28 protein-coding genes and 1 pseudogene are annotated in these 25,595 nt (G+C 62.9%); 8 read left to right on the top strand and 21 right to left on the bottom strand.

All coding sequences use genetic code 11. The features are described 5' to 3' along the window. Positions 1-4 precede the first annotated feature (4 nt). Genes FJ430_RS10975 through trbB form a run of 3 tightly spaced genes read right to left on the bottom strand, consistent with a single transcriptional unit; the run spans position 5 to position 1,598 of the window. Positions 5-286, bottom strand: coding sequence for a VirB3 family type IV secretion system protein (locus FJ430_RS10975; protein ID WP_140708194.1), 282 nt, complete (start codon positions 284-286; stop codon positions 5-7). Then, entirely contained in the window at positions 286-618 is a 333-nt protein-coding gene (locus FJ430_RS10970) for a TrbC/VirB2 family protein (protein WP_140708196.1), read from the bottom strand. Before FJ430_RS10970 ends, FJ430_RS10975 begins: the two co-directional genes overlap by 1 nt. Then, positions 615-1,598 carry a P-type conjugative transfer ATPase TrbB gene (gene trbB, locus FJ430_RS10965; protein WP_140708198.1) on the bottom strand — a complete coding sequence of 328 codons (984 nt, stop codon included), beginning with the start codon at positions 1,596-1,598 and terminating at the stop codon, positions 615-617. The genes FJ430_RS10970 and trbB overlap by 4 nt, the downstream gene beginning before the upstream one ends. Positions 1,599-2,026: 428 nt before the next feature. Here trbB and FJ430_RS10960 point away from each other — a divergent pair, with 428 nt between their 5' ends. From FJ430_RS10960 to FJ430_RS10950, 3 genes are read left to right on the top strand one after another with little or no spacing between them, the layout of a single operon-like run. Continuing rightward, on the top strand, positions 2,027-2,686 hold the full coding sequence (locus FJ430_RS10960; RefSeq protein WP_140708200.1) for an amino acid ABC transporter permease: 660 nt from the start codon (positions 2,027-2,029) through the stop codon (positions 2,684-2,686). Then, complete coding sequence (gene ehuD, locus FJ430_RS10955) at positions 2,676-3,335, top strand: ectoine/hydroxyectoine ABC transporter permease subunit EhuD (RefSeq protein ID WP_140708202.1); 660 nt, start codon at positions 2,676-2,678, stop codon at positions 3,333-3,335. Before FJ430_RS10960 ends, ehuD begins: the two co-directional genes overlap by 11 nt. Then, a complete protein-coding gene (locus tag FJ430_RS10950; protein ID WP_140708204.1) occupies positions 3,335-4,111 on the top strand; it encodes an amino acid ABC transporter ATP-binding protein in 777 nt (258 codons plus the stop codon). Before ehuD ends, FJ430_RS10950 begins: the two co-directional genes overlap by 1 nt. Positions 4,112-4,199: 88 nt before the next feature. Here the strand turns inward: FJ430_RS10950 and FJ430_RS10945 are convergent, their stop codons facing one another. From FJ430_RS10945 to FJ430_RS10930, 4 genes are all read right to left on the bottom strand, one after another. Further along, on the bottom strand, positions 4,200-4,898 hold the full coding sequence (locus FJ430_RS10945; RefSeq protein ID WP_140645561.1) for a response regulator transcription factor: 699 nt from the start codon (positions 4,896-4,898) through the stop codon (positions 4,200-4,202). Between the two features lie 107 nt (positions 4,899-5,005). Beyond that, positions 5,006-5,569, bottom strand: a complete 564-nt coding sequence (locus tag FJ430_RS10940; protein ID WP_264296141.1) for an acyl-homoserine-lactone synthase — start codon at positions 5,567-5,569, stop codon at positions 5,006-5,008. A 118-nt stretch (positions 5,570-5,687) separates the two neighbouring features. Beyond that, on the bottom strand, positions 5,688-6,416 hold the full coding sequence (locus tag FJ430_RS10935) for a LuxR family transcriptional regulator (protein ID WP_140708208.1): 729 nt from the start codon (positions 6,414-6,416) through the stop codon (positions 5,688-5,690). Between the two features lie 165 nt (positions 6,417-6,581). Further along, a complete protein-coding gene (locus FJ430_RS10930) occupies positions 6,582-6,848 on the bottom strand; it encodes a helix-turn-helix domain-containing protein (protein ID WP_140708210.1) in 267 nt (88 codons plus the stop codon). 202 nt (positions 6,849-7,050) lie between these two features. Here FJ430_RS10930 and FJ430_RS10925 point away from each other — a divergent pair, with 202 nt between their 5' ends. Further along, the gene (locus tag FJ430_RS10925; RefSeq protein ID WP_140708393.1) at positions 7,051-8,313 is read left to right on the top strand and encodes a threonine synthase; all 1,263 of its coding nucleotides are present in this window, start codon (positions 7,051-7,053) and stop codon (positions 8,311-8,313) included. Here the strand turns inward: FJ430_RS10925 and FJ430_RS10920 are convergent. The 3 genes from FJ430_RS10920 to FJ430_RS10910 all read right to left on the bottom strand — a co-directional run bounded on the left by FJ430_RS10920 (position 8,308) and on the right by FJ430_RS10910 (position 12,826). Then, entirely contained in the window at positions 8,308-9,381 is a 1,074-nt protein-coding gene (locus FJ430_RS10920) for a PLP-dependent cysteine synthase family protein (protein ID WP_140708212.1), read from the bottom strand. The genes FJ430_RS10925 and FJ430_RS10920 overlap by 6 nt on opposite strands. Beyond that, the gene (locus tag FJ430_RS10915) at positions 9,375-10,313 is read right to left on the bottom strand and encodes a kinase (RefSeq protein WP_140708214.1); all 939 of its coding nucleotides are present in this window, start codon (positions 10,311-10,313) and stop codon (positions 9,375-9,377) included. The genes FJ430_RS10920 and FJ430_RS10915 overlap by 7 nt, the downstream gene beginning before the upstream one ends. A gap of 131 nt (positions 10,314-10,444) precedes the next feature. Next, positions 10,445-12,826: a transketolase gene (locus FJ430_RS10910; protein ID WP_140708216.1), complete on the bottom strand. Its 2,382-nt coding sequence runs from the start codon at positions 12,824-12,826 to the stop codon at positions 10,445-10,447. A 126-nt stretch (positions 12,827-12,952) separates the two neighbouring features. On the opposite strand from FJ430_RS10910, the gene FJ430_RS10905 reads away from it, so the two are divergent. Next, the gene (locus tag FJ430_RS10905) at positions 12,953-13,420 is read left to right on the top strand and encodes an Lrp/AsnC family transcriptional regulator (protein WP_140708218.1); all 468 of its coding nucleotides are present in this window, start codon (positions 12,953-12,955) and stop codon (positions 13,418-13,420) included. A gap of 78 nt (positions 13,421-13,498) precedes the next feature. Here FJ430_RS10905 and FJ430_RS10900 read toward each other — a convergent pair whose 3' ends face one another. Beyond that, positions 13,499-13,936 carry a hypothetical protein gene (locus FJ430_RS10900; protein WP_140708220.1) on the bottom strand — a complete coding sequence of 146 codons (438 nt, stop codon included), beginning with the start codon at positions 13,934-13,936 and terminating at the stop codon, positions 13,499-13,501. 306 nt (positions 13,937-14,242) lie between these two features. Continuing rightward, a pseudogene (locus FJ430_RS10895) lies at positions 14,243-15,144 on the bottom strand (DNA ligase D); the annotation flags it as partial. A 327-nt stretch (positions 15,145-15,471) separates the two neighbouring features. On the opposite strand from FJ430_RS10895, the gene ehuB reads away from it, so the two are divergent. After that, the gene (ehuB, locus tag FJ430_RS10890; protein ID WP_226892142.1) at positions 15,472-16,476 is read left to right on the top strand and encodes an ectoine/hydroxyectoine ABC transporter substrate-binding protein EhuB; all 1,005 of its coding nucleotides are present in this window, start codon (positions 15,472-15,474) and stop codon (positions 16,474-16,476) included. A gap of 94 nt (positions 16,477-16,570) precedes the next feature. Here ehuB and FJ430_RS10885 read toward each other — a convergent pair whose 3' ends face one another. Further along, entirely contained in the window at positions 16,571-17,008 is a 438-nt protein-coding gene (locus tag FJ430_RS10885) for a CopG family transcriptional regulator (protein WP_140708222.1), read from the bottom strand. A 5-nt stretch (positions 17,009-17,013) separates the two neighbouring features. Next, complete coding sequence (locus FJ430_RS10880; protein WP_140708224.1) at positions 17,014-18,999, bottom strand: conjugal transfer protein TraG; 1,986 nt, start codon at positions 18,997-18,999, stop codon at positions 17,014-17,016. Positions 19,000-19,292: 293 nt separating this feature from the next. Here FJ430_RS10880 and FJ430_RS10875 point away from each other — a divergent pair, with 293 nt between their 5' ends. Next, positions 19,293-19,547 (top strand): helix-turn-helix domain-containing protein, encoded by a 255-nt coding sequence (locus FJ430_RS10875; RefSeq protein WP_140708226.1) that lies wholly within the window; start codon positions 19,293-19,295, stop codon positions 19,545-19,547. Continuing rightward, on the top strand, positions 19,547-19,771 hold the full coding sequence (locus FJ430_RS10870) for a HipA N-terminal domain-containing protein (protein ID WP_226892141.1): 225 nt from the start codon (positions 19,547-19,549) through the stop codon (positions 19,769-19,771). Before FJ430_RS10875 ends, FJ430_RS10870 begins: the two co-directional genes overlap by 1 nt. A gap of 312 nt (positions 19,772-20,083) precedes the next feature. Here FJ430_RS10870 and FJ430_RS10865 read toward each other — a convergent pair whose 3' ends face one another. The 7 genes from FJ430_RS10865 to FJ430_RS10835 form a co-directional block, all read right to left on the bottom strand. After that, positions 20,084-21,823, bottom strand: a complete 1,740-nt coding sequence (locus FJ430_RS10865; protein WP_140708228.1) for a relaxase/mobilization nuclease domain-containing protein — start codon at positions 21,821-21,823, stop codon at positions 20,084-20,086. A 243-nt stretch (positions 21,824-22,066) separates the two neighbouring features. Further along, complete coding sequence (locus FJ430_RS10860) at positions 22,067-22,843, bottom strand: lytic transglycosylase domain-containing protein (protein WP_140708230.1); 777 nt, start codon at positions 22,841-22,843, stop codon at positions 22,067-22,069. After that, positions 22,840-23,169, bottom strand: coding sequence for a DUF736 domain-containing protein (locus FJ430_RS10855; RefSeq protein ID WP_140708232.1), 330 nt, complete (start codon positions 23,167-23,169; stop codon positions 22,840-22,842). Before FJ430_RS10855 ends, FJ430_RS10860 begins: the two co-directional genes overlap by 4 nt. 36 nt (positions 23,170-23,205) lie before the next feature. Then, positions 23,206-23,751 (bottom strand): S26 family signal peptidase, encoded by a 546-nt coding sequence (locus FJ430_RS10850; protein ID WP_140708234.1) that lies wholly within the window; start codon positions 23,749-23,751, stop codon positions 23,206-23,208. Beyond that, entirely contained in the window at positions 23,748-24,239 is a 492-nt protein-coding gene (locus FJ430_RS10845; protein ID WP_140708236.1) for a DUF2840 domain-containing protein, read from the bottom strand. Before FJ430_RS10845 ends, FJ430_RS10850 begins: the two co-directional genes overlap by 4 nt. Beyond that, positions 24,236-25,291, bottom strand: a complete 1,056-nt coding sequence (locus tag FJ430_RS10840) for a replication initiator protein A (protein WP_140708397.1) — start codon at positions 25,289-25,291, stop codon at positions 24,236-24,238. The genes FJ430_RS10845 and FJ430_RS10840 overlap by 4 nt, the downstream gene beginning before the upstream one ends. A 17-nt stretch (positions 25,292-25,308) precedes the next feature. After that, positions 25,309-25,590 carry a helix-turn-helix transcriptional regulator gene (locus FJ430_RS10835; protein ID WP_140708238.1) on the bottom strand — a complete coding sequence of 94 codons (282 nt, stop codon included), beginning with the start codon at positions 25,588-25,590 and terminating at the stop codon, positions 25,309-25,311. Positions 25,591-25,595 lie beyond the last annotated feature (5 nt).

Here is a 25,595-nt window from a genome sequence, read left to right as displayed (position 1 = left end):
GCCCTCAAACCGACAGATGCCCGGGCAGCCGCATGTGCCGGCGCCCGACTTCGAAAAAAAGCGGATCGCGCCTGGCAGCCCATGCCGCCGTAAAATGTCCGATTGCCCATATCAGAAGACCGGCCAGCCAGAGCCGCAGCCCAAGACCGACAGCGCCCGCCAGCGTGCCATTCAGGATCGCGATTGCGCGCGGCGCGCCCCCGAGCAGGATCTGCTCGGTCAGCGCCCGGTGCACGGGCACGGTCCACCCCGGCACTGTGTCGAGCTGTTCGAAAGCGGTTGTCATCAGATCAACGCTCCGCCGCCGAACGAGAAGAACGAAAGGAAAAAGCTTGAGGCCGCGAAGGCGATCGAAAGGCCGAAAACGATCTGGATCAGCCGCCTGAAGCCACCCGAACTGTCGCCGAAGGCCAGCGTCAGGCCGGTGACGATGATGATGATGACGGCGACGATCTTGGACACCGGTCCTTCGACCGACTGCAGGATCTTCTCGAGCGGCTGTTCCCACGGCATCGAGGAGCCCGACGCAAAGGCGCCCGGCGCGACCATGAGGTTGAGGGCAATGGCGGAACTGGCCGCCGCCAGGCTGGCGTGGCAGCGCGAAGAAAGGCGGATCATGAAATTTCTCCTGTGTTGATCGGGTTAGCTTCAGCGATGCGATAATCGCCATCGGGGCCCAGACCCTCGACCCTGACCAGTTCGATCAGCCGTCGCGCGGCGCCGCGTCCGGCGAGCACGGCGACAAGGCCGATCGTGTCGGCGATCAGCGCACGCGGGACAGTGACGACGGCCTCCTGGATCAGTTGTTCAAGTCGGCGCAGAGCGCCAATACCGGAGCCGGCATGAAGGGTGCCGATGCCACCGGGATGCCCGGTGCCCCATGCCTTCAAGAGGTCCAGCGCTTCGGCGCCGCGCACCTCGCCGATGGGAATGCGATCGGGCCGCAGGCGCAGCGAGGAACGAACCAGGTCGGAAAGCGTGGCGACGCCATCCTTGGTGCGCATCGCGACGAGGTTGGGGGCAGCGCATTGCAGTTCGCGGGTGTCCTCGATGATGACGACCCGGTCCGTCCCTTTCGCCACTTCGGCGAGCAGCGCGTTGGTCAGGGTAGTCTTGCCCGTCGACGTGCCACCGGCAACGAGGATGTTTGCGCGGCCAGCAACCGCGGCGCGCAACATAGCGGCGTCGCCAGAAGTCATGATGCCCGCCGCGACATAGTCATCGAGCGTGAAGACGGCGACCGCGGGCTTACGGATCGCGAAGGCCGGCGCGGCAACAACGGGCGGCAGCAGGCCTTCGAAACGCTCGCCGGTTTGCGGCAACTCGGCCGAGACGCGTGGGGACCGGGAATGGACCTCGGCGCCGATATGATGGGCGACCAGCCGCACGATCCGCTCGCCAGCGGCAGGCGCGAGCATTTCGCCCGTATCGGCCAAACCTTCCGAAAGCCGATCCACCCAGATCCGGCCATCCGGGTTCAGCATGACCTCGACGATCGCGGGGTCGTCCAGGAACCGGGCGATGGCGGGTCCGAGCGCGGTGCGCAGCATACGCGAGCTGCGCGCGCGTCCTTCGGTATCGTTGTGCGAGATAGCCATCCTGTCCCCGTTTGGCCCGGGAACCCGTCGAGCAGTTCCGGTCGGGGATGAGCAAGAGAGGCCTTAAGCAGCCCGGTTCAACAGCTTTCGACCGCCGTCGTAGCGCAGCGAGCAAAAACCGGCGAACGGCGGCGCAGAGCTCAGGAAGCTCTGTGGCGGCGTTTCGCGGCGTTCCAAGATTGGCAGAATATAAACTTTCGCAATACTATGTACATGTTTATTGACACCTGACTCCCACCGGGTTTATGAGAGGGCATCGATGACCTGGCCGAACGGGCGATCGCCCTTTCCACGGCGCGGAGGATTGTCATGCGGTTTGGTCCGGAGGGCTCGGTTTCGCAGCGCCAAACAGGCGTTTCCAAATATGCTCGAGGCGCCACGACCGTCGCAACGCCGCGCCCCTTCACGGCAAAGGGCGGCGAAGCTTCATGAGCATGCTCGACATCTGGCTTGGGATCCTGCAAGGGCTGCGCATAACGGCAGCGGTTACCGCCTATGGCTTGGTCTTCGCAGTGCCCTTCGCGCTTGTTTTCGGGGTCGCGCAGTTTCTGACCACCGGCTTGACGCGCTTTCTGGTCACGGCAGTAATCGAATTCTGGCGCAGTTCGGCGGTCGTCGTCCTGCTCTTCGTCTTTTACTACGTTCTGCCGGTCATGGGGGTCACTCTATCGGCAATGACCGTCAGTGCATTGGTGCTCGGCCTCAATAGCGGCGGCTACGCCAGCCAAGCGGTGCGGGCCGGGCTCCAATCTCTTCCTGCCGGCCAACGCGAGGCTGGCATGGCGCTCGGCCTCTCGCGCCCGGCGATCCTGCTTCTGATCGAGCTGCCCCAGGCGTTGGTCGCCATGAGCCCCACATTCGTCAACAATCTCATTCAGCTCGTCAAGGCGACTTCCCTTGTCTCGTTGGTCACGTTGACGGACATGACCTTCCGCGCCAAGGAAATCTCGCAGACCGAGTACGACCCGGTCGCGATTTATTCGGCGCTGCTGCTAGCCTTCTTCGTCGTCTGTTATCCGATCGCGCTCGCCGGCCGCTGGCTCGAGGCGCGGGTCAGTCCCGAAAGAGGAACGCCTCGTGGGATTTAACTTCGGCTTCGCGCTCTCGATCATCCCGACCATTATCGGTGCGATCGGGGCCACCCTGCTCGCCACGGTCTTGAGTTGCCTTGGCGCTTCGGCGCTTGGCTTCACTTTCGAAATGATCCGCCGCGGCGGGGGTGCGCCTGGCCTCGCCGTGCGCTTCCTGATCGACTTCATCCGCTCGACGCCGGTTCTGGCCTGGCTCTATTTCCTGTATTTCGTCATGCCCTTCTACGGGATCCGGCTTGGCGCCATGACGGTGGGCATATTGGGGCTAAGCCTGTATTACAGCGGTTATCTGGCGGAGGTGTTCAAGGCGGGCATCGACGCTATTCCGAGGGGCCAGCAGGAAGCAGCCAGAGCCTTGTCGCTCACGCGCCGCGACACGGTCATCTTCGTCATCGCACCCCAAATGCTGCGCAACATCGCCGCGCCCCTGGGCAACTACCTGGTTTCGATCCTCAAGGCGACGCCTTATCTCGCGATCCTGGCGGTGCCGGAAATGCTCGGGCGCGCCTTCGATATCGCTTCCGAAACCTATCGCTACGCTGAGCCGCTGACCGTCGCCGGCGTTCTGTTTCTCGCCCTGGCGCTGATCGTTTCTTATGGCGTGAAGCGCATCGAGAAGTTCCTGCTTGCGAGCGGGCGTCGCTGATGCTCGACCGGCGCGCGCTTCCGACCTCGAGACATGAATCCCTCCCCCTCGTGCGGATCGACGGCCTCAACAAATGGTTCGGTGCCCTGCACGTTTTGAAAAACATAGATCTGACCTTACGGCCGGGTGCACGCGTCGTCGTTTGCGGACCGTCCGGGTCCGGCAAGTCGACATTGATTCGCTGCATCAACGGTCTTGAGCGTTTCCAAAAGGGGACGATAGAGTTTGAAGGGAGAAGTCTGGGAAAAAGCGATCGCGATGCCGCGACGGCGCGCCGGCTAACCGGCATGGTGTTCCAAAGCTTCAACCTCTTCCCTCACCTCACCGTGCTTGCCAACTGCACGCTGGCGCTGCGCCGGGTCCTCTTGAAATCGGCGCACGAGGCCGAAGAGATCGCCATGCGGCATCTGACGGCCGTGCACATCCCCGAAAAGGCGCGGGCCTATCCGGCCCAGCTGTCAGGCGGTCAACAACAGCGAGCGGCGATCGCGCGCGCGCTCTGCCTCGATCCCCGCATCATGCTGTTCGATGAACCCACCTCGGCGCTCGACCCGGAAATGATCAAGGAAGTGCTCGACGTCATGATCGCGCTCGCGAAAACCGGCGTGACCATGGTTTGCGTGACGCATGAAATGGGCTTTGCACGCGAAGTCGCCGATGAGATCATTTTCATGGACGAAGGCAGCATCGTCGAGCATGCCTCTTCCAACGACTTTTTCTCTAGAGCCGCTCACCCGCGCACGCGGCTGTTCCTGGATACTATCCTGAGCCATTGAGAACAGATTGCGTATGCACCGGCGTGCCGGCAATGGACGTGCACGAACGCCAACAGGGCGATCGGCAGGTGCGGAATCGCCGAGCAGGTTACCAGTCCGGCGCGAACGCGTAGCCGGCCGAGCGGACGGTCCGGATCACATCGCTTCCCACGCATGCCCGAAGCCTTTTGCGCAACCTGGCAATATGAACGTCAACACCCCGTATATCGGTTGCGGCGGCGTGTTCAGGCCATGCGGTCGCGACCAGTTCCTCCCGGCTGAAGACCTTGCCAGGTTGCGCCAGAAGGCTGCGCAAAAGCTTGAACTCGATCGGCGGCATAACGATCTCTTTTTGCTTGAAGAATGTCCGGTGGGTCTGTCGCTCCAGCCGGAAATCGCCCTGCACCAGATCGCCTGTCTTGGTTTCGCGCGAAAGCTTCGCGACACCTGCTTTGCCATGCAGCCAGGTCAGAAGCTGCTCGGGCGCAAACGGCCGCGAAAATATCTCGTCGACGCCAGCCTTGATAAGGTCCAGGTGCAGTTTGCCGGAACGAGGCGCGACGAGACCTGCAAGAGGCGTTGCTCTTGTCGCTTCGGACGACTTCAGCGACAGGCATTGCTTGGCGATTGCGCGGTCGCCCGGATGACAGTCCAGGATAACGGCAAGCGGCGTTTCGGCCACGATGGCAGGCGCAATCTCCTTGTCTGCCGTGATGAGGCGGGTTTCGAAGCCGGCGACTGAAAGGATGTGCCCGAAAACCAGAAAGAAATCCGGGTCCTTCGAAGAGATCAGGACCAGCGGCGTCATGAGTCCATCAACCGAATTCGGTGCATCATAGGGCTGACTACCGCGCAAATGGGCGCGATGACAATATCCCCTGGCGTGCGAACCTTTAGCTGCCGGTGGCAATCAGCCTAGATTTTATCCGCAAGTATGACGCCGCTGATGCCATAAGCGCGGCGCGTCTGCTCAATGGCCTCAGGCGTGACATCGATCAGCAGCGCGATGATGTCTCCATCCGGATGCTTGAGAGCGTTGCCGAGTTCGAAAAGCGACCAGCCGAGCGCGCGCAGGCGTTTCGGCCAGAATGTCTCGCACACCACGCTGATCTGTCGAATCCCCAGACTCTGCGCCGTCTCAAGAAGACCGCACAGCACGATGCCGGCGATCGGCGACGACGCTCCGTGCGTGCGAAGCGATGGGACGACAAAAAACCGCGCCCATTCGAAAATTTCGGCCGCTCTCGGAGGCGTGCCGCCGGCGAGAACCGGGAAGACCTCGCTCATCAGATGCGGCTCCAGCGTCGGAACAAGACGGGAGCCGCCGACGATCTTGCCGTTGGTATCGAGCGCCAGCACATAAAGCGCATGCTCGTTGTCGAAGGCGTCGATCTCGATGTTGATGGGCCGGGCGACGGCGCGCCATCGTCTCTGCTTGACGTAAATGTCGTACCGGATGCGGAAATAGCGCTCCAGCACTCTTCTATACTGCTTCCTGTTTTCCCAAGTGACCAGATGAATACGGACCATGTCGCCTCCAAAAGTGGAGGTCGTAGGAAAACGCGCTTCGTGCCCGTATAATGGTATTCAGGTATTGCTAAATCTGGATTTCCTGTCGTCGCAGAGCTTTGACGATGGCGTGGGACACGTTGATGGCGTCGAGCTTTCCTCGAATGTTGCGTTGATGACTCTCGACCGTGTTTCTGGTAACGCCGAGGATGCAAGCGATGTCTTCCGTGGATTTGCCTTGTGCGCTCCACTCCAGAAGCTCGCGCTCGCGCGCCGTCAACGGCGTGGGCTGATCTCCCCCGCCAGGTGTTCCTAACGCTGAAAGGCTTCGGAACGTATGTACGCACAGCGTCTCGATGAAGGGCATGGCGCTCGGCGGTAATTCAATCCGGTCACTCGCGGCGGTGACGACGCCGGGACCTGACAGCGGGACGTGTACCGGGACGCAGATGCCTTCTTTCATCCCGAACTCCGCCGCCTCGTCCATCACCAATCTTGCGCGTTTAAACAGTCTTGCGGCTGGAAGGTCGCCCCACAGGAAGGGCTGTGGCGAGTGCCGGCACTGAGCAACGCAAGGATCATGCAAGAAATGATCCTCCGAGACATATCGAAGATACCATTCGGGAGGCCAGCCGTCCCCCAGGATCTCGCGTTGCCAGTCCGCGTCGTGCGGCCCCGGCAGGCCGGTGATCAGAAAATTGCGCAATCCATACCGTCCCATGACGGAGCGAAACTCCTGGAGGATTGCATCAGTCGACCGCGCAGTGTCGATCCTTGAGATTGCTGCGTAAAGGTCAGCAACACCTTCGCTCTCCATTGGCAGACCTCGACAAAAGCCAAGCCGCACGCCGCGCCACACTTATGCGCGTCTCCACGATCTTCAATGGGAGCTAGAGCGAATGTACACTGCAGGAGTCAATTAGACGGCTAAAGTCGACAAAAGTGGAAATGTGCTCAATATCTCGAAAGAACACCTGAGCCTTCATTCTGTCGACTTCGCAGCCCCTTGTTTCGTCACACGCACAGCTCGCCGATTCGATGGAGCGGCCGCGATCAACTCTTGCGGCTCGACATCCAAGGCCTTCGCCAGGATCTCGACTGTATCCAGCGTGGCGTTGCGCCGACCGGCCTCAACGCTGCTGATATAGGCTCGCGTGCGGCCCGAAACGAAAGACAACTGCTCCTGAGACAGTCTTCTTTCTCTGCGTAGCCGCTGCACGTTCAAACCAAAAACGCCGCGCAGTTTCATCGAACAACGGATGCTACGACGCGCACTATGGTGCGACACACTATAGTGCACATTCCGCATTGACAGCTGCACCGTTCGCTGTTTGAAACAACGAGCGAATTCATCGTTTCCTGACGCAGGAATAGCCATGCCGAGCCGGCCGTTTCGCAACCTCGCGCACAACATGTCCGCGCATTCTTCGGGAGAGATCAGCCGTCCCGGGATGAACAAAAGCCGGGTCCTTAAATTCGTCTGCATCCGATGCGGCGCTCCCTACCCCGCCGATGTCACCATCGACTCCAAGGGGTGCGCGCGGTGCCAGAACACCGCGCCGGCAAATCTTCGGCCGGTTTATCCGGACCCGCATCCTGATCCCTTGGACGGCGCCACCCCCTCGCGCTCGCTATGGCGTTTTGCGCATAGTCTGCCTTGCACAGCCGCGGATGCAGTGAGCCTTGGCGAGGGTTTGACACCGTTGCTTGCGGCGCCACGCATCGGCGCGTTCCTCGGTGTGCCCAACCTCGCAATCAAGGACGAAGGCCGAAACCCGACGTGGTCGCATAAGGACCGCTTTTCGACGGTCGCGGTCAGCGTGGCGCGCGCACGTGGCGCGAAGATCGTCGCGACCGCCTCCTCCGGCAACGCCGGCGCTTCGTTGGCGGCCTACGCTTCCAGAGCCGGGCTGAAGTGCGTTGTCACGACTTTCGCCGGGTCGGCCGGCGCGATGCTGGCTCAGATCCGAAAATATGGCGCGACGGTGCTGCCCTTGGTCAACAAGATGGATCGATGGTCGCTGCTGGAACAGGCGGCTGCCCGCTATGACTGGTTCATCGCCTCGCCCTATCACGGTCCGGTCGTCGGCAGCCATCCACTCGGCATCGAGGGCTACAAGACGATTGCCTACGAGATCGTCGAGCAATCGGATGGCACGGCGCCAGACTGGTGCGTCCTGCCGGTCTGCTATGGCGATGCATTGTCGGGCGTGTGGGCGGGCTTTTGCGAGTTGTACGCGCAAGGGACGATCACGCAGCTGCCCCGTCTCGTCGCCGCGGAGGTGCACGGGTCATTGGCGGACGCGCTTGCCAGCGGCGCCGATGCCTTGAGTGAACGCAAAATGCTCTTCGACAGCCTCGCCGTATCGATCGGCACGCCGCGCAGCACCTTTCAGGCTCTGAAGGCTCTGCGCGAATCCGGCGGACACGCCGTCCCCGTCGACAATCACGGCCTGATCGCGATGCAGGAACGTCTTGCGCGGGACGAAGGGATCTTTGCCGAACTGGCGTCTGTCACGCCGCTGATCGCCATATCGACGTTGAAGAATCAAGGTATCATCGCAGCCACAGACCGCGTCGTGGCCGTTGTGACCGCCAGCGGTCTCAAGGACCTCGATCGGTCCACTGGATCGAACGAACACGATCAGATCTTCCAGACGACGGAAGACGCCTGGCGCTGGCTCGACAAAAGCGGGCTGGATCTCGTTTCATAGATTCTCCACCGCACCAATAGCCGATGGCACCTCACTTGCTGTCTGCGTTTTCAGCACATCGTCGAGACTACGGCGCAGCCAAAGAAAACGCGTCCATTGCGCCTCTGCGGCCGGTGCGATTGTCGTCAGCGTCCTCGGCTCGGACAAGTCCTTGCAGGGCCAGCCAGGCAGGGTCGAAAGCCAGTCGTCATTGTAGACAGTCTCGGCATGGCGATGGCCTTCGTCAGGCATGATGACCGCTACTTGCGCGTCCGGCAGGGTCGTTGCAACCCATTGCGCCACCAACGCGGCGGCGCCGCTGGTCGGCCCCATGAATATACCGTGCTCGCGCAGCAAACGGTGCGCGCTCAGATACGCCGGATAGGCGCCAACCCAGTGGATCTCGTCGACAAGCTCATGCCTGACGTTTTTCGGCAGAACGCTGTTGCCCAAGCCCCGCAGCATGCGTTTGCCGACGGGCTGCCCGAACAGAATGCTGCGATGGGTGTCGACGGCAAACACCGTCAGATGGGGAAAGACCGTTCGCAGAAAGGACGCGGTGCCGCATAGCGAACCGCCAGTGCCGACGCAGCCGACCAGGCAGTCAACCCTGCCCACCGCCCGGATGAACAGTTCAGCCAGCCGCGCGTAGGCGAGCCAATTTCCCGGACTGTCGTATTGGCGGGTCCAGAAGCCGTCCGGCTCCTTGGCCAGGATTTCCTGCAGGCGCTCAAGCCGGCCAGGCTGATTGCCGTTACCGCGCGGATCGTCAAGTGCAATGACCGTGGCGCCGATGCGCTCCAGCCGGGCTTTGTATTTGGCATCGATAAGCGTTGAAGCGGTGACGAGGGTAAGGCGATAGTCACGCGCCGCCGCGAGCAGCGCCACCGCCATGCCGAAGGTGCCGGACGTCGTCTCGACAATGTGGGACCCCGCCTTCAGTTCGCCATTCGACGCTGCCCTATCCAGGATGTAGCGGGCCGGCATCAGCTTCATCAATGGAAAAGCCGCCGCCACCAAATTTGGCGCCAGGCGAGCAAGGCGTGGGGTCTCAAGATCCCTGAAATAGTCCACTCCGAGGGTCACCATGTCCAGCCCTCCGCATTGACCAGATGGACCTCGACTTCCTTGAAGCCGGCGCGCCTTATCTGTTGCGCGACCAAAGCTGCCCGTCGCTTCAGATTCAATGCGAAAAGATCGAAAATCAGACCAAACAACGAGCCGCTATGGGCGACTTGCACCCCGCACGCTCCAGCCCGCCTGGCGATTTCGGCGATCTCGTCGAAACCCTCTTTCGGCAAGTGCCGTTGACTGATCAAGGCGCTGGCCGAGGCGGCACGTCCAAGAAGATTCGGATCCTGAAGGTAGACCGCCCGCGCCACCAGCGCCCGAAGCACGCCGAATTCCTGGATTTCGGCGCTGTCGTAACGCGCCGGCGGCAGCTGCAATGTGTCGACCGGGACGCCGCCATTCGCCTTGAACCCGACCAGTAGCAGCGGCGGCAGCGAGCCGCCGAAATTCTCGATCACCGTGCCCTCGCGTTGCGCGAACAGGACCGCATGCTCATCGAATGCGATCGCGTCGCTGGCGCGCTCGGCGGCAACGGCGAGACGCCCGATGCTCGAGGGCCGCAACTGGACCTTGTGGGCCGCGGCTACAGCGCGAATGGAAGCGACGACGTCCGCGGTCGATGAGCCGTAGCCGTGCCCCACGGGAATCGAGCTTTGAAGTGTCAGCACGCCACCGCCGGTTACCTTCAAGAAATCGAGCGTGAGCCGCGCGGCTGACGACGCCTTGACCTTATGATCAGGGTGGACAATGACCGCATCGCCGTCGGTTCTGGCAAAGGTGGCCTCGGACCTCAAACCGGCGACCGGCAGCGTGACGAGCCCGCGATGAAGGCGCCCGCCATCATCCTTGAAGACGCCCTGGATGAGTTCGCCGTGATGCGCTATCGCCGCTCCCGTCCCGATCGAAGACCGCAGCGTTTCACGGCTCATAAAATCGCCGGCGCCAGCCATTTTCAGTTCTCCCCCACGCTCTCTCGCAGCGGAGGAGGATGGCGCCGACGGCTGACACCCGCCCTCAAGGAATTCCGGTATTGACGGCTTCCTGTCGAACGAGCCAGCCGGAGGCGATGTGGGATCGATCGTCAGGCGGCGGAGCCGAGGTGCCTCAGCGGCCGGCCAACCGAAACCGCTTGAGCCGCGGCCATAATACCTTGCGCGTCGATCCCGTAATGCCGGTAGAGATCCGCGATCGTGCCGGTCTGGCCGAAATGCTCGACGCCCAAAGCGCGCGTACGGTGGCCATGGACCGACCCCAGCCAAGCGAGCGTCGCGGGGTGCCCGTCCAAGACCGTAACGATGGCGCAGGAAGCCGGAAGGCCGGCCAGAAGGCGCTCGACATGACTTGAGGCGCGCGGATGGCCGTATTGGCGCGCCCGGGCCGCGGCTGACCAGCCGGCGTTCAGCCGATCAGCCGAGGTCACGGCCAGAAGCCCGACATCGCGCCGATCGCCGGCCATCAAGCCCAGCGCCTGTACCGCTTCCGGCGCGACTGCCCCGGAGTAAGCTATCACCAGGTCGGCGTTCGGGCCGGGCGGGCGCAGCCAGTAGGCGCCATCGACGATGTCGCGCGCCAGCTTGCTTTCCATCGGGCGTGTCGGCTGCTCGATCGAGCGCGTCGAGAGCCTCAGGTAGACCGAACCCCCGGTTTGATCACGCAGCCAGGTATGGTCGTCAGGCTCGGCTTCGCCGGTACGCTGCATATACTCGAATGCCCAACGCAGGATGATTGCCAGTTCATCGACATAGGCCGGCTCGAACATCGCGAGACCGTCCTGCGCCATGCCGATCAGCGGCGTGGCGATCGACTGATGCGCTCCGCCTTCGGGAGCCAGCGTCACGCCGGAGGGCGTCGCGGCCAGGATAAAGCGGGCATCCTGGTAACAGGCATAATTGAGCGCATCGAGGCCCCGCTCGATGAAGGGGTCATAGAGGGTTCCGACCGGAAGCAGTCGCTCGCCGTGAAGCGAGTGCGACAGGCCGAGCGCCGAAAGCATCGTGAAAAGGTTCATCTCGGAGATGCCCAGCTCGATATGCTGTCCGGACGGCGCAAACGTCCAGTTGAAGGTGGAGGGGATGCGCTCCTCGCGGAAAATGTCCGCCTGACCGCCGCGCGCGAACAGACCCCGCTTGTTTACCCAGGCGCCGAGATTGGTCGAGACGGTGACGTCGGGGGATGTCGTGACGACACGGCTTGCAAAATCGCTGTCCGACTTTGCGATCTCGTGCATCAAAAGCCCGAAACCTTGTTGTGTCGACATGGACGGCTGAGCGCCGAAGCTGATGCGCGCTGGCACCGGAATAGCTGTGGCATTGTGACGACGCGGGGCTGCCTGCGCGAAAGGCGACGACGCGAGGAAGGATCGTATCGCAGCCTCGTCGTAGGCGAGGCCCTCGAACATGTCCCATTCGCGGCCCTCGCCCACTCCCATACCTTGGCGCAGGGCTTCGACTTGCGCCGGTGTCATCAATCCGGCGTGGTTGTCTTTGTGGCCGGCGAGCGGCAGGCCGAAGCCCTTGATCGTATAGGCGATGAAGCAGGTCGGGCGATCATGCCCGCGCGCTTCTTCGAAGGCATCGATGATGGTCTCAAGATCGTGGCCGCCGAGGTTTGCCATCAATACGGCAAGCTCATCGTCGCTGCGCTTCTCGATCAGGCGGCTGACCGGTCCCTGATCGCCCAGATCGTCCAGCAGGCGCCTGCGCCATGCAGCGCCGCCCTGGAAGGTCAGCGCGGAATAGAGCTGATTGGGACATGCGTCGATCCAGGCCCGCAGCTTTTCGCCGCCCTCCTTCTCGAAGGCGGCCTGTTGCAATGTCCCGTGTTTGAGGATCACCACATCCCAGCCGAAGTTGCGAAAGATGGTTTCGAAACGCTGCCACAGGCCTTCGCGCACCACCGCGTCCAGGCTCTGCCTGTTGTAGTCGACGATCCACCAGGTGTTGCGCAGGCCGTGCTTCCAGCCCTCGAGAAGCGCCTCGAAGATATTGCCTTCATCCATTTCGGCGTCGCCGAGCAGAGCGACCATCCGGCCTTCCGGCTTATCGGTCTTCCACCCTTTTGCGCTGACATAATCTTGGACCAGGGAGGAGAACAGGCTCTGCGCGACTCCCAGTCCAACCGACCCGGTCGAGAAATCGACATCGTCGATATCCTTGGTTCGGGACGGATAGGACTGCGCGCCGCGATAGCCACGAAAATTCTGCAGCTGCTCGAGCGTCTGCTTGCCGAACAAATACTGGATGGCATGGAAAACCGGGCTGGCATGCGGCTTGACGGCGACGCGGTCCTGCGGCCTCAGGATCTTGAAGTAGAGCGCCGTCATCAAGGTCGAGGCGGACGCCGAAGACGCCTGGTGGCCGCCGACCTTGAGGCCGTCCGTCGACTCGCGAAGATGATTGGCGTGATGGATCATCCAGACGGCCAGCCAGAGGACCTTGCGCTCAAGCTCGGAAAGGATCGTCATCGTCGGCTCCTGTGAAATCGCGCCTAAACGATACCTGCGTCGATCTTCCGAATGTGGCTATTCTTGCACAAAGCGATCGATGATATTGGCTGATCCAGCCAATTACGGCCCACCGATGAGGGAAACATGCCAAATCCGGCGCTTGACGCAATCGACCTGAAGATCATCGCCGCGCTGCAGAAGAACGCCAAGGCGACTTCGAGCGACCTCGCCGAAGCCGTCGGACTTTCGCCCTCCCCTTGCGCGCGGCGCGTCAGGCTCCTGGAGAACGCCGGCGTCATCAAGGGCTACACCGTGGTCGTCGACCAGAAGAAGCTCGGCCTGCCGATCAGCGCTTTCGCGTCGATCAAGCTTGAAAGGCAACGCGAGGACGATCTCGACCGGTTCTCGCAAGCCGTGCTTCGCTGGCCAGAGGTGGTCGACTGTTATCTGATGACCGGCCAGCGCGACTACCTGATGCGCATCGTGGTGCGCGACCTCGAGGCCTATGAGCGGTTCATCAAGGACAAGCTGACGCGGCTGGACAATATCGCTTCGATCGAAAGCAGTTTCGCCCTGGGCCAGGTCAAGCGCTCGGAAGTCCTGCCCATATGATCGAGCGAGTATTCTGGGACGCCCATCGCGGCGGCAGCCGGTCTGCGTGCCCTTGCGCTGATCGAGGGCAGATGCGCCTCAAGATCGGCCGTCCCTGGCCGCGTCCTCGATCAATTTCGCCAGCAAGTGGCGGAATCTTTGGTCAGACTTATCGCCAATGCTTCCTATATCTTCCGCCACCATGCCGGGTGCAGAAACTGACGCCTCCCCACTTATCGAAACGCTGACCCTGAACGCCCTTGCCTGGCTTTTCTCGCCTGCTCCGTTCCGGTAAATTCGGAATTCAACAGACGGCGCAATGGCGCTAGCCTCGCGGCGCGGCATGGGGTTTACATCGATGGTCACCTCTCCCGCCACGTCTGCCTTGGCCGCTTCCAACGACGCAACGACGACCTCCGTTAGCCAAGCTCTGGCTTGGGCGCCAAAGTCCACCTTTGGGGTATTCCCATCCGCTCTCTCGTCCTGCCGACGGCGAGCTTTCTTTCCCCGCTCAAGGGCCTCTTTGAACTTGGACATTGTGGCGGCCTCCGACTGGTCAGCACATGAGGATGCGGCAGATCGGCCGCAACTCTTCAATTTAAAGAACGCACGCAATCCTGGGATGTTGCGCCTAGACGAAATTGGTGCTTTGGCCACGCATACCTGATGGCGCTCCCCAGGCTCGCTTACTGAGTGCAAGGCTGGACCCCGGTTCTGATGGCCTTTCGCAAGCGCACGTCGGCATCGAAGTGGGCGGAGGTCTTAAAGTGATTTGGGCCGCGTGGTTGCTCGCCTTCGCTTCCAGAAGGATGAACTGAGCGCCGCAAGTTAAGCGGCTTCTCACTACGCTGCCTTTCGAACAGCAGCCCTGAATGGATGGTCGATGGTGAAGGCGTCCGGCCGGATTCCCCGCTCGATCTGCGTCCATGTGACAGGATGGGCAATAGGAAAGCCGGGCCGCGCTCGTGGCGAGAACGTACCGACTGCAGTATTGCCGCGCCCGTTGCGAAGATAGTCGAGGAAAATGCGACCAGTCGGGCTGCTGGATCGGCTGACAAGAGGTAACGGTCCGGCTTAGCATCGATGAGGCACTGGGCAAGCGATTTAGCCAGTTGCCGCGCCCTGTCGTGGGTCACACCCGAAGCCAGCGGAGCCGTCAGGTGAATGCCTTTGCCCCCGGTGACCTTCGGCCAGCTCCGCAACCCAGCAGCTTCCATGATGTGACGTACCGACAGCGCCGTCTCGATCACCGCATCCCATGGCACGCCTTCGCCAGGATCGAGGTCGAGCACGAGCTGGTCAGCATGCTCGATATCGTCAATCGTAGCGTTCCAAGGATGTAGCTCGACGGCATCCATTTCGACCAACCCAAGCAGCCCGTCGAGACCATCTACCCAGACCCGGACACCTTCGCCGCCCTCGCGCTTCTGAACGCGTAGCTGGTGCACCGGTCCTGGTATCGGGGGCAGCGGTCCCTTGTGATAGAAGGTGGCCCCCTGCGCATGACGTACCAGCTTCAGTGGTCTTCGTCCCAGATGGATCAGGGCTCGGTCAGCCACCCGCCGCCAGTAGCCCATCAGCTCTTCCCTGGAAGGTGCAACAGCATCGGGTAACAGCTGGAGAATGTTCTCGCGAGGAACGCCATGTTGGCCCTCCAACCTGCGCTTGGAGGGGGACGGCGGCTTCGCCGGGATCACCTGGAGATCCTCGCGCAATCCCTTGAACACGGCCTCGCGCAAGATGCCGCATGCACTCGAACTCCTGGACCGGGATTCAAACCGGGCCGGAGCAATCGGTTCCGAAGAGTTTAGCAAAATTGAATATGATCGCGGCCGCCGGCGCGGTCGGCTGCTGCCTCTGAAGCTTTTAGAAACCTTGTAGCAATGATCGTGCGCTGAGCCTTATTCGCTCAACGGTCAGTCCAGCGGTGAGCCGCCAAAGAGGGCTCGAGTAGGAAGACCGAACGGTGAAAAGCGCGCCTGACCGAGAGTCTGCTGATCTGCATCGTCTGCGGGGTTGGGGCCTGGAAAATTGAAGACTCCAAATATTCGGCCCGGTCACCTCGCCTCCCATTGTTTGAGAGGCGGCAATATTTTGTACATATTTTGTATATCTATATTGACGCATTGCCTGCCCTCAACGTAGCGTTGAACGGCTGGGGCCGAACCCCTGCGCGCAACTCAATCTCATGGGAGGACTGCACGATGAAATTTCGAGCCCGATCGGCCGCCATCGGCCTGGCCTGCATCGCCTACGCCGCGATTGTCGGATCTGTGCTGCCGGCCACGGCGGAAACGACAAAGGAACGCATCTTGAGAGAGGGCAGGATCGTGATCGGCATCCACAACCGCGCGCCATGGGGCTACAAGAAGGAAGAGACCGGCGAGTTGCTCGGCTGGCACCCGGACCTGCTCAGAGCGGCGTTCGCCGACCTCGGCGTCAAGCAGATCGACTTTCAGGTCACCGAGTTCGGCGCGTTGATCCCCGGCTTGATGGCCGGGCGTTTCGACGCCGTGGCGTCCGGCCTATCGATAACGCCGCCGCGATGCCAGCAGGTCGCCTTCGGCGCTCCCGACCTGAGGCAGGAGGACGCGGCGATCGTACTCGCCGGCAACCCAAAGGCGATCCATAGCTATGCGGATCTTGCCAAGAAGGCCGACACCATCATGGGTGGCGGCCGCGGCAGCAACGTCATCCAGAACGCCATCGCCGAGGGCGTCCCTCAGGATCGCATCCTGCAGTTTCCCGACATCGAGACCAACATCGCGGCACTGCGCGCCGGCCGTATCGACGCCGCGGTATTTTCGTCCCCGACTGCGATCGGGCTGCTGGCCGGCAAAAAGAGCCCCGATCTGGAGCGCGCCAACCCATTCACGACCGATGAGAAGTCGATCAGCTACGTCGCGATCGCGTTCAGGAAGGATGATGGTGACCTGCGCGACCTCTACAACCAACGGCTGGCCAAGGTGATGTCGAACGGCACGATTGCCACCATCATGGCGAGGTACGGGTTTGGTCCCACGGAAAAGGTGCCGCCAGGTTTGACGACTTCGCAGTTGTGCGGAGCCGCCAACTGACCGGGTCGGCAACGGGAAGACGTCCAGCAATCGACAGGACCTGAAGGCGCCGCGCGAGCTCCGGCGGCGCCTTCGCCCGCAGGCCCTCGCATCACTATCGCTCGGGATCGCCGGGTGGCACGATGTCCTCGGGAATTTCCTGCCGCAAGCTCGGCCCCTTGGCCAGCCGCCTGCCAAGCGCGGAAACGAAGGCGTCATAACGCTCGCTTGCCTTGGCGCGCGCCGCCTGGGCCAGCGGCTCAGGCAAGGCCGGAGTGGTGGCAAGCCAGAAGCGAATGAAGACCGCGTGGGTTTCAACCGAAATGCCGACGTCGCGCTCTACCCGGGCGATCCGGCGATCGATCCGGTCGAGACGTTTGGAGATCGCCGCCTCGCGTTGCGCGTCGGCATCCGGAGAGAGGAACGAGGCGATCGCCGCCTCAGCAATGAGCGACTGCGAGCGATCGCGCCGGGCGGCATAGTCGACCAGCAAGGCCATCACGGCAGGGTCGAGATAGACGGAAATTTGGACCTTCTTCTTTCTTGCTGTCACGAGCTTCACAACTCCATGCCATCGTCCGGGTCGAGCGCGATCTGACGTGCCACGCCCCGAACAAGGCGAGCCATCCGGCTGCTCTTCGCGGCGAGATCATCCGTCTCGTCAGGCGCTTCGATCTCGAATTCGTTGACGGGCGGCAACTCCGCCGCAGCCGGGAGAAGCGGATCGAGCTCCGGCTGGCGTCGCAACTCGCTCTCGATCGATCCCTCCTGGACCTTCGCCGCCGCGCTCACGGCTGCCGTACCCGGTGGCGGAACCGGCAACGGAAGCGCCGTCCAATCGTCAGGCTCCGCCTCGGTTCGAGCCATGACAGCCGGTGGCGGCATGATGCGCTCCCGCAGCCGCGGGTCTTCGAAATAGCGCGCCTTCTTCGCCCGGATCGGCGGCGTCCCCGCCAGCATGACGATCTCGTCGCCTGCCGGCAGTTGCATGATCTCGCCGGGTGTCAGCAATGGCCGCGCCGTCTCCGAGCGCGAGACCATGAGATGACCGAGCCATGGCGAGAGCCGGTGACCGGCATAGTTCTTCATCGCCTTCAGCTCGGTTGCCGTACCAAGGGCGTCCGAGACGCGCTTGGCGGTGCGCTCGTCATTGGTCGCGAAGCTGACCCTTACATGACAGTTGTCCAGAATAGAGTTGTTCGGGCCGTAGGCCTTCTCGATCTGGTTGAGGGACTGCGCGATCAGGAAGCTTTTCAACCCATAGCCGGCCATGAAAGCGAGCGCGGATTCGAAGAAGTCGAGCCGTCCGAGCGCCGGGAACTCGTCCAGCATCAGAAGCAGTCGATGCCGATCCGCCCTCGCCTGCAGATCCTCGGTCAGACGGCGGCCGATCTGGTTGAGGATGAGACGGATCAGCGGCTTGGTGCGGCTGATGTCGGAGGGTGGAACGACGAGATAGAGCGTCGCCGGACGAGGATCGGCGACCAGGTCGGCGATGCGCCAGCCGCATGCGCGCGTCACCTCCGCCACCACCGGATCGCGATAGAGCCCAAGGAAGGACATGGCGGTCGAGAGCACGCCGGAGCGTTCATTGTCCGACTTGTTCAACAACTCACGGGCTGCGCTGGCGATGACCGGGTGCGGACCACCCTCCCCAAGATGCGGAGTCGTCATCATCGCGGCCAGGGTTGATTCGATCGGCCGCTTCGGATCGGACAGGAATGCCGCGACGCCAGCAAGCGTCTTGTCCGGTCCGGCATAGAGCACATGCAGGATCGCGCCGACCAGCAGCGCGTGGCTCGTCTTTTCCCAATGATTGCGCCTTTCGAGTGAGCCTTCGGGGTCGACCAGGATGTCGGCGATGTTTTGCACATCGCGGACTTCCCATTCACCGCGGCGCACCTCGAGCAAAGGATTGTATGGGTCCGATCTTGCATTGGTCGGATCAAACAGCAGAACCCGGCCGTGGCGGGCGCGGAAGCCGGCGGTCAGACCCCAGTTCTCGCCCTTGATGTCATGGACGATTGCCGAGCCAGGCCAGGTCAGCAGCGACGGCACAACAAGCCCGACACCCTTTCCCGAACGCGTCGGCGCAAAGCAAAGCACATGCTCGGGCCCGTCGTGGCGCAGATAATGAGTTCCATAGCGCCCCAGCACCACGCCGTCGGGGGCAAGCAGGCCTGCCGCCTGCACCTCGCTTCTTTCGGCCCAGCGCGCGGAGCCATAGGTCGCGACCTCCCTCGCCTCGCGGGCACGCCATAGCGACATGCCGATCGCTACGGCGATCGCGATGAAGCCGCCCGAGGCGGCAATCAGACCGCCGCGCGCGAAGATGGCTGGTGCGTAGGCGTCGTAGAAATACCACCACCAGAAGATGGCGGGCGGATAATAGACTGGCATGCCGCCAATGACGAACCAAGGCGCTCCCAGCCGTTCCTGATAGCCCAGCTGCCAGGCGGACCATTGCGTCGAGGCCCAGATCGTGAAGAGCACGATCAAGATGACCACGACAATCTGTCCCCAAAGGACTTTCGTTCCCGACATTCGCTTCTCCTTGTGGCGAGAGGTCAGCAAGGTTGGCGCGACATTCAACAGCGGGCTCACGCCGATCGCGTCGCGTCGTACTGTCGGCAAGGAAGACAGGGAATCGGGAAGCCCAAGAGCCCGGGGCGCGAGCGAGGGCGCCGTCCTCCTGGATTGCGCATTTGAGCATCAAACATCATACGCGATTGCGTATATCCGATCTCTATACGCAGTTGCGTATACGGTAGATCTATACGCGATCACGTATATTGCCAAGTCATACGCGATCGCGTATATATGCTCAGGAGACTATCATGACCGAACAGATCGCTCGTAACGAAAAGCAACTCGGCGCCATTCTGCGTCGCGCCCGCAGGCAAGCCGACCTCACGCAACAGACGCTTGGCAGCCGGATCCACCTGCGTCAGGCCACCGTGTCTCGCCTTGAAGCCGGCGAGCCGGCAGTGCAGCTCAGTACGTTGATGGCTGCGCTCTCCGCCCTCGACCTTGAACTCGTCGTTCGCCCGCGCGGCAAAAGCAGCGCCACCGACATCGCGGACCTGTTCTGATGGCGCGGCGACCGGCTCACACGCCGCTCAATGTCTTCGTGAACGGTCGGCTGGTGGGCGTGCTGCGCAGGCAATCCACCGGCGCCGTGGACTTTCAATATGCCCGCGAATGGCTGGACTGGCACGGTACCTTCCCTGTCTCGCTTTCGCTTCCCTTGCGGGAGGACCGCTATATCGGCGCGCCTGTAGTCAATGTCTTCGACAACCCCCTGCGGCGCAGCTAAGACTGCCTCTTCTCGGACCCACGGCATCGCTAACTTCCGAAATCTTGGCGCAGCTTCGCCCCTTTCGCCAGGCCGTCTCGCACCGTAATGAAGGGCTGGTAGCGTTCGCCCGCCTCCTGCGCGCGCAGGCGCATAAGTGGACGGGCAAGCCGGCGCGATCGACCAGCGCGGCCCGAGGTGCGGCCGAACGCCAAGTCTCCATGCCGCGATTGTGTCGCCGTCGAAGTCGTCAACACCACGCTCAGGAAAACGGTGGGGATCTGCTCCCAAAGGATTTGGCGGCGGACATGGCAGGATCCATTCTTTCAGCTGCTAGAGACCTAGCCCGCGCTTGCGGGCAAAGCTCCAATCGACACCGCCGTGGCCGCGAGTGCTGCCGCTGACATGCTGGCCAAGGTGCTTCTCGAGCGAAGGCGTCCAGGGCACGAGCTGGAACCCGAGGCCATCATCGATCATCGCGAAACGGCCGGACGCGAGCGTAAAACGCTGCCTGTAGGTGCCGGACACGGATTCGCCACTTGCCGCACGGTTGAAGGTGCGCGCGGATTGGGTCGCGATCCTGCCGCCCAGCGCATCGAGTTCCTTTCGGCGCAGCGTGTCGATCAAGTTGCCGGCAAAGACGGTCCCGCCCGGCTGCCGCTCAGCCAGCCCCAGTCCGATCAGATGCTCGACGCGCCGATCGAGCGCCTGGCGCACTTCGGCGCCGAAGCCGCCGTCGGAAAGAGCCGCCGCAGGACGGGCAAGCGCCTGCCGGTCGAGCCAGGTTGCCCCCTCAGCAACCACCTGTCTGTCGACATCGAGGTCGGAGCGCACGGCAAGCGCCAGTCGCGGGCGTCCCTGAGCGTCCTCGAATTTGCGCAGTTCGACGATCGCGCCCGGCGCACCGTCGCCCGCCGCCTCGAGATCGGCGAGCCGCACGTGATGGCAACGACCGTCGACGCCATCGATGATTGCATAGGCACTGCCACTCAGTTCGTCATCCAGTCCGCGCTCGATCAGACGGCCGCTAATCGTCTCGCCGATGGTCTCTGCGGCCAGCACATAGCTGGCGCTCGCGCGTTCGATGTCGCGGGCTGAGAATGCGCGATGCAGGCGTTTGATGATATCGGCGCGCTCACCCATCTGGCGCAGCGTCGCCTCGGCTCTCTCGCTGAGGATCCATTTGCCAGGACCGAGTTGCTCGGCGAGGCCCAGCGTTTCCAGCCTGCGCAGCCGCCCGATCTTTGGCGCGATGAATTCGTCAGGCCGGCGATCGGCACGTGGCGTGAGATCGGTGACGCCGTTGTCGCGTGCGTCGCGGAGCAACTGGCGATCGAGCCCGGTCCACCGCTCGGCCTCGACCTGGCGCTCGACATGCCGGAGGATCTCAAGATCCGACCGGGGGCCGAGCTCCTGCGTGACGAGGTCGCTGGCGCGATCGCGCATGCCACGGCTGATGTAGTCGCGCGAGATCACGAGGTCCTGGCCGTCGTCGGCCCGGCCGCGCAGGATGACGTGGACATGCGGATTGTCGGTGTTCCAATGATCGACCGCGATCCAGTCGAGCGTCGTGCCGAGATCCTTCTGCATGCGCCACATGAGATCACGGGTGAAGGATTTCAGGTCGGCCATCTCGGCGGCATCCTCGGGCGAGACAATGAAGCGGAAATGGTGCCGGTCGTCCTTGCAGCGATCGACGAAATCCGAGGTCGACGCATCGTCGACCTCCGGTCCGAACATGCGGGCTCTCGCGTCGTCGCGTGTGACCCCCTCGCGGCGCAGATAATTGAGGTGGGTCGCCAGCGGCGCGCCGCGTTTCGAATGGCGAACCACGCGGGTCTTGATCATGCAGATGCGGGAGCGGGCGGTGAGGAAGCGATTGGCTTGAAGGCTCGCTGCCCTGCCCCGCCCGAACCGCGAACTGTTGCCTGTCCCGATCCGGCCTGAGCGCGATACGCCGCCGCCAGCCTTTTGCGCCGCCGCAAGCGCTTGGGCCATGAAGGGCCGCGACGATTGGGCTCGCGTCGAGCGAATGCGGCCTGGACGGATGCGGAACTCGTGCTCATCGGACACGGCACCGGCCCTCACCTTGCCATAAGTACGGCAAATACAATGATTTGCCTGTTCTCAGCACATTGCGCCGTGGCGCTGCAATGTGCGGGAAGCGGCAAAAAACCCAGCAAATGCAACCAACCGACCGCAGCACAATGTGCGCCCTTTTATCTTGCCATCCCTCGGTTGTTATCTCGTGGCCTATGCGCATCAAAGGCCGCGACGCCCAACGAGAGGCCGGGATGCGATGTGACTGAGACTCCGTCATCGCTGCGCTCTCCGCAGGTCGGACCCAGTGAACAGTTGCCGCGGCTGCGAACTGGCCGCGAAAAGTTTGCCCACCAACGGTGACGATGAGACGTCGACGGAAGCGTGTTCTCCGGACGAAAGACCGGAACCGGCCAGGGACCCCGACCGCACTATGAACAGCGGCGCGGTCTTCCGGGTGACGGCCTTGCTATGGCTGGCGATGAGCGCGCCGGTCGCATCACCGCCGCCCGACAAAGGGCGAAGCTTTGCAACATAGGCCCGGGTTTCGGCCGGCAGCGGGCGGCCCCTCAAGGAGGCTTCGTAGCGCCCCGGCCCCGCATTGTAGGCGGCAAGAAAGCCCGGTGAACCGTATCGATCATAGAGTTCGCGAAGATAGGCGGTGCCGGCAAGGATGTTGTCGTGCGGATCATAGGGATCGCTGCCGAGCTGGTGACGAAGGCGCAGCTCGGCCCAGGTTTCGGGCATGATCTGCATCAGACCCACTGCACCCTTTCGCGACACGGCACGCGGGTCGCGGGCGCTCTCGAGGTGCATGACCGCCCGTATCCAGAGCTGAGGAACGCGGAAGCGATGCGACGCCTCGGCGATATGGGCGGCATATGGATCGTCGGCGGATTTGTGGGAGACCGGCGCGGATTGTGCGGCCGCCCCCGTGATCGCGTGGCAGAGGATCAGCGTGCCAGCGACAAGCCAACGTGCTTGCCTCCGACCAGGCAAGCAACTGACGGGGCGGCTTTCGTCCGCATATCTCGGCGCCGATAGCCCACTCATCGAGCGCGCTCCGGCCGCCATTTCGGCCGGATCCAGCGCAGCGACCAGGAACCGTCGTCGGATCGGAAGAGACCGGCGCGAAAGCGTCGACCAAACAGCGGATCCTCCAGTCGACAAGACAGATAGTCGCCAGCCGTCTGCCCGGTTTCCTTCCAGGCCGCGCCGACCTCGGGGCCGCTGCCATCGCCGATGTGGATGCGAAAATCCGGCGCATTGCCGCTGGACGTCCTGATCGGGACGAGCACCAGCTCGACGTCCACCAGCAGTGTTCGAATGCGTCCGGAATAACCGGATTCCGTTTCCTGGAAGACGCCGATCTCGGCCATGGACTATCTCCTTCCTGTTGTTGGATGTGCTGAATTTCAGTTCGCGGGAGCGAGCCAGGTGTAGTGGCCATCGCCCCTCTCGTCTGTCCAAAGCGGCAGCGCGCGTCCGACGATCGAGCTCGCCGGGAACGGGCCGAAATAGCGGCCGTCGAGACTGTCCTGGACCTTCCGGTTCATGACGAAGATTTCGGCGGCGGCGATAGTGCGGCAGCCCTGCCAGTCAGGCAGCGCGCGTCCGTTACGATCGCGCTCCAGTGCGGTGCCGATCGCGATCCCGTCGACCGTGATGACGCCGGCAACGCGACAAACTTCCTGTCCAGGAAGCCCTTCAATGCGCTTCAGCATTGGCACACCAAGCGGAAGGTAGCCGCGCTCGGCGGCGAACCGAGCGACGGTCTCTGGCGGTTCGATGACGGCGAGCGCGCCAGCCGCCGGAACGGCCATTTTCCGGATCGCATAGAGCCCGAGGGGCGCGCTGGCCGACGCGTTCCATAGCAGCAGCGGCGGCATTTCCACGGCAGCCGGAGCGGCCGTCGCGACGACGGCCGCAAGCGTCGCGGCCATGCAAGCGGCGCGGCTCATGATGTCGCTCGCTTGCGCAACAGAAAGGCCTGGTGCTGCTCGAGCGAATAGGCACACGGCGTTCCGCCGGCAACCATTCGGTTGTGGGTCTGACGCCAGTACTCAGGGGCGGCGTCGACCGGATCGAGGCCGATCGCCTCGATCGCATCGATCAGTTGGAGAACCCGCTCAACCTTGCCCCAGCCTGCGATCTTGAGCAGGATCTCGGCGCCTGGCCGGATGTAAGGCAGCGTCTGAAAAGGTTCAGCGGGCAAGACGGCGCGCACGATGTCGATGCGCGAAACGACAGTGCCAAAGTCATTCGCCGCCCAGCGCACGAACGCAAAGACACTGCCCGGCGCAAATCCGACGACGCGGCGCCGCTTGTCGATGATCGTCTCGTGCGCAGGGCATCCGAAGCGGATGCGGTGCTCGATCCGCTTCTCGATCCAGATCAGCTCGACCGTCGTGAGGCCGCCACGCGGCGTCGGTTGGGAAGACGGCATCATGTGTCGTCTCTCTCGCGCCGGCCAACGCACCTCCGCTTCTGCTCCCCGCCGCCAGTCCGCGGCTTCTCCGCAAGACTGTTAGATTGGGAGTTAGACTCTAAGTTAGGAGCGCGATTTCCCATTTCGGCCCCGTCCCTTAAGCCAAATCGCGGTTCCCGAAAGCACGACGATGCGGTTCCCGATGGCACGATAGTTCGGGTTCCTGATGGCACGATCCTGTCAACAAGCGTCGGCGCCGGTTCGAAAGCCAACAGCACACGGCCGCTGGCTTCGACCTCCGTGAACAGAAGGTACCCGGGAAGCGGTTGGCGGCGCACGATGTCACGCAGCTCGAAGGCGAAGCGCTTGAGCGGCGAGAGGCTGCCGGACTTCCGATGCAGGTGGCTGATCTCGAAACGCCAGCCGGCGCGCTGGCGCCCGCCATGCTTGCGCACCAGCCGATAGAGCCAGCGCTCCAGGCCGCCGGTCAGCCCGAAATAGGCGCGATCGATGGTCAGAATCAGGGCGTCGTCCATGACGGCGCGATAGAACCAATCCGGCAGGATCAATTCGACGCCGAGCGGGCGGCCGTTTCGACCGCAGCGCTCCTGCCATTCGTTGATCCACGAGAAACGATGGCGCCGGCCCTCCGCGGGTTGGCGGATGGAGGTGACGACGCTTGTCGACTGCAGGCGATCGAGTGCCGCCTTGAGGCGCAGGTAATCTCGCTTCGAGACACCGCGGCCGATGAAGGTAAGCATCTCGTATGGCGTCGCGGCCATCAGGCGCGACGTGCGCAATCCGGCGTCCCGCGCGCTGACGATCTGGCTCGCGGCCCAGATCAGGATATCGGCATCCCAGATCGTCGCCATGCCGTGATCGGGCATAGCTTCGACACGGATCGCCACATCGCCGGCGCGAAAGTCGATCGGCACGACGCGCCTGGATTTGCCGAGGGAGAAGAAGGGATAGGCCATGAGGTCCTGCGCATCGCGTGGCGCGACGACGCCCGGCAGCGCCTGGAACAGGTCGAGCTGTTCGCGCTCCAATGGTTGACGTGGTCTGGCCGACAAGGGGGAGATCAGCGGGCTCAACGCCTTTCGCGCCCGGCATAGGGGATCAGGCGGGCGGCCTGAGGCTTGGCGGGCAGCACCGAGCCATGCGGATCGGATGTCGAGGTCTTCGCGCCGCGCTGAACCCAGGCCTGGAGGTCGTCGACGGCGTAGACGACGCGGCCGCCAAGTTTGCGATAGGCAGGCCCGGTCCCATAGGTGCGGTGTTTTTCCAGGGTGCGCGCAGAAAGACTGAGGAAATGCGCAGCTTCCGAAGTGCGCAGGTAGCGCGGCGGCAATGGCGCGGCGGCGGCGTTCATAAGGT

Origin of the sequence: Mesorhizobium sp. B2-8-5, from assembly GCF_006440675.2 — a bacterium.
GTDB lineage: Bacteria > Pseudomonadota > Alphaproteobacteria > Rhizobiales > Rhizobiaceae > Mesorhizobium.
The sequence above is the reverse complement of the archived record's forward strand: the minus strand, read 5'-3'. Positions and strand labels throughout refer to the sequence as shown.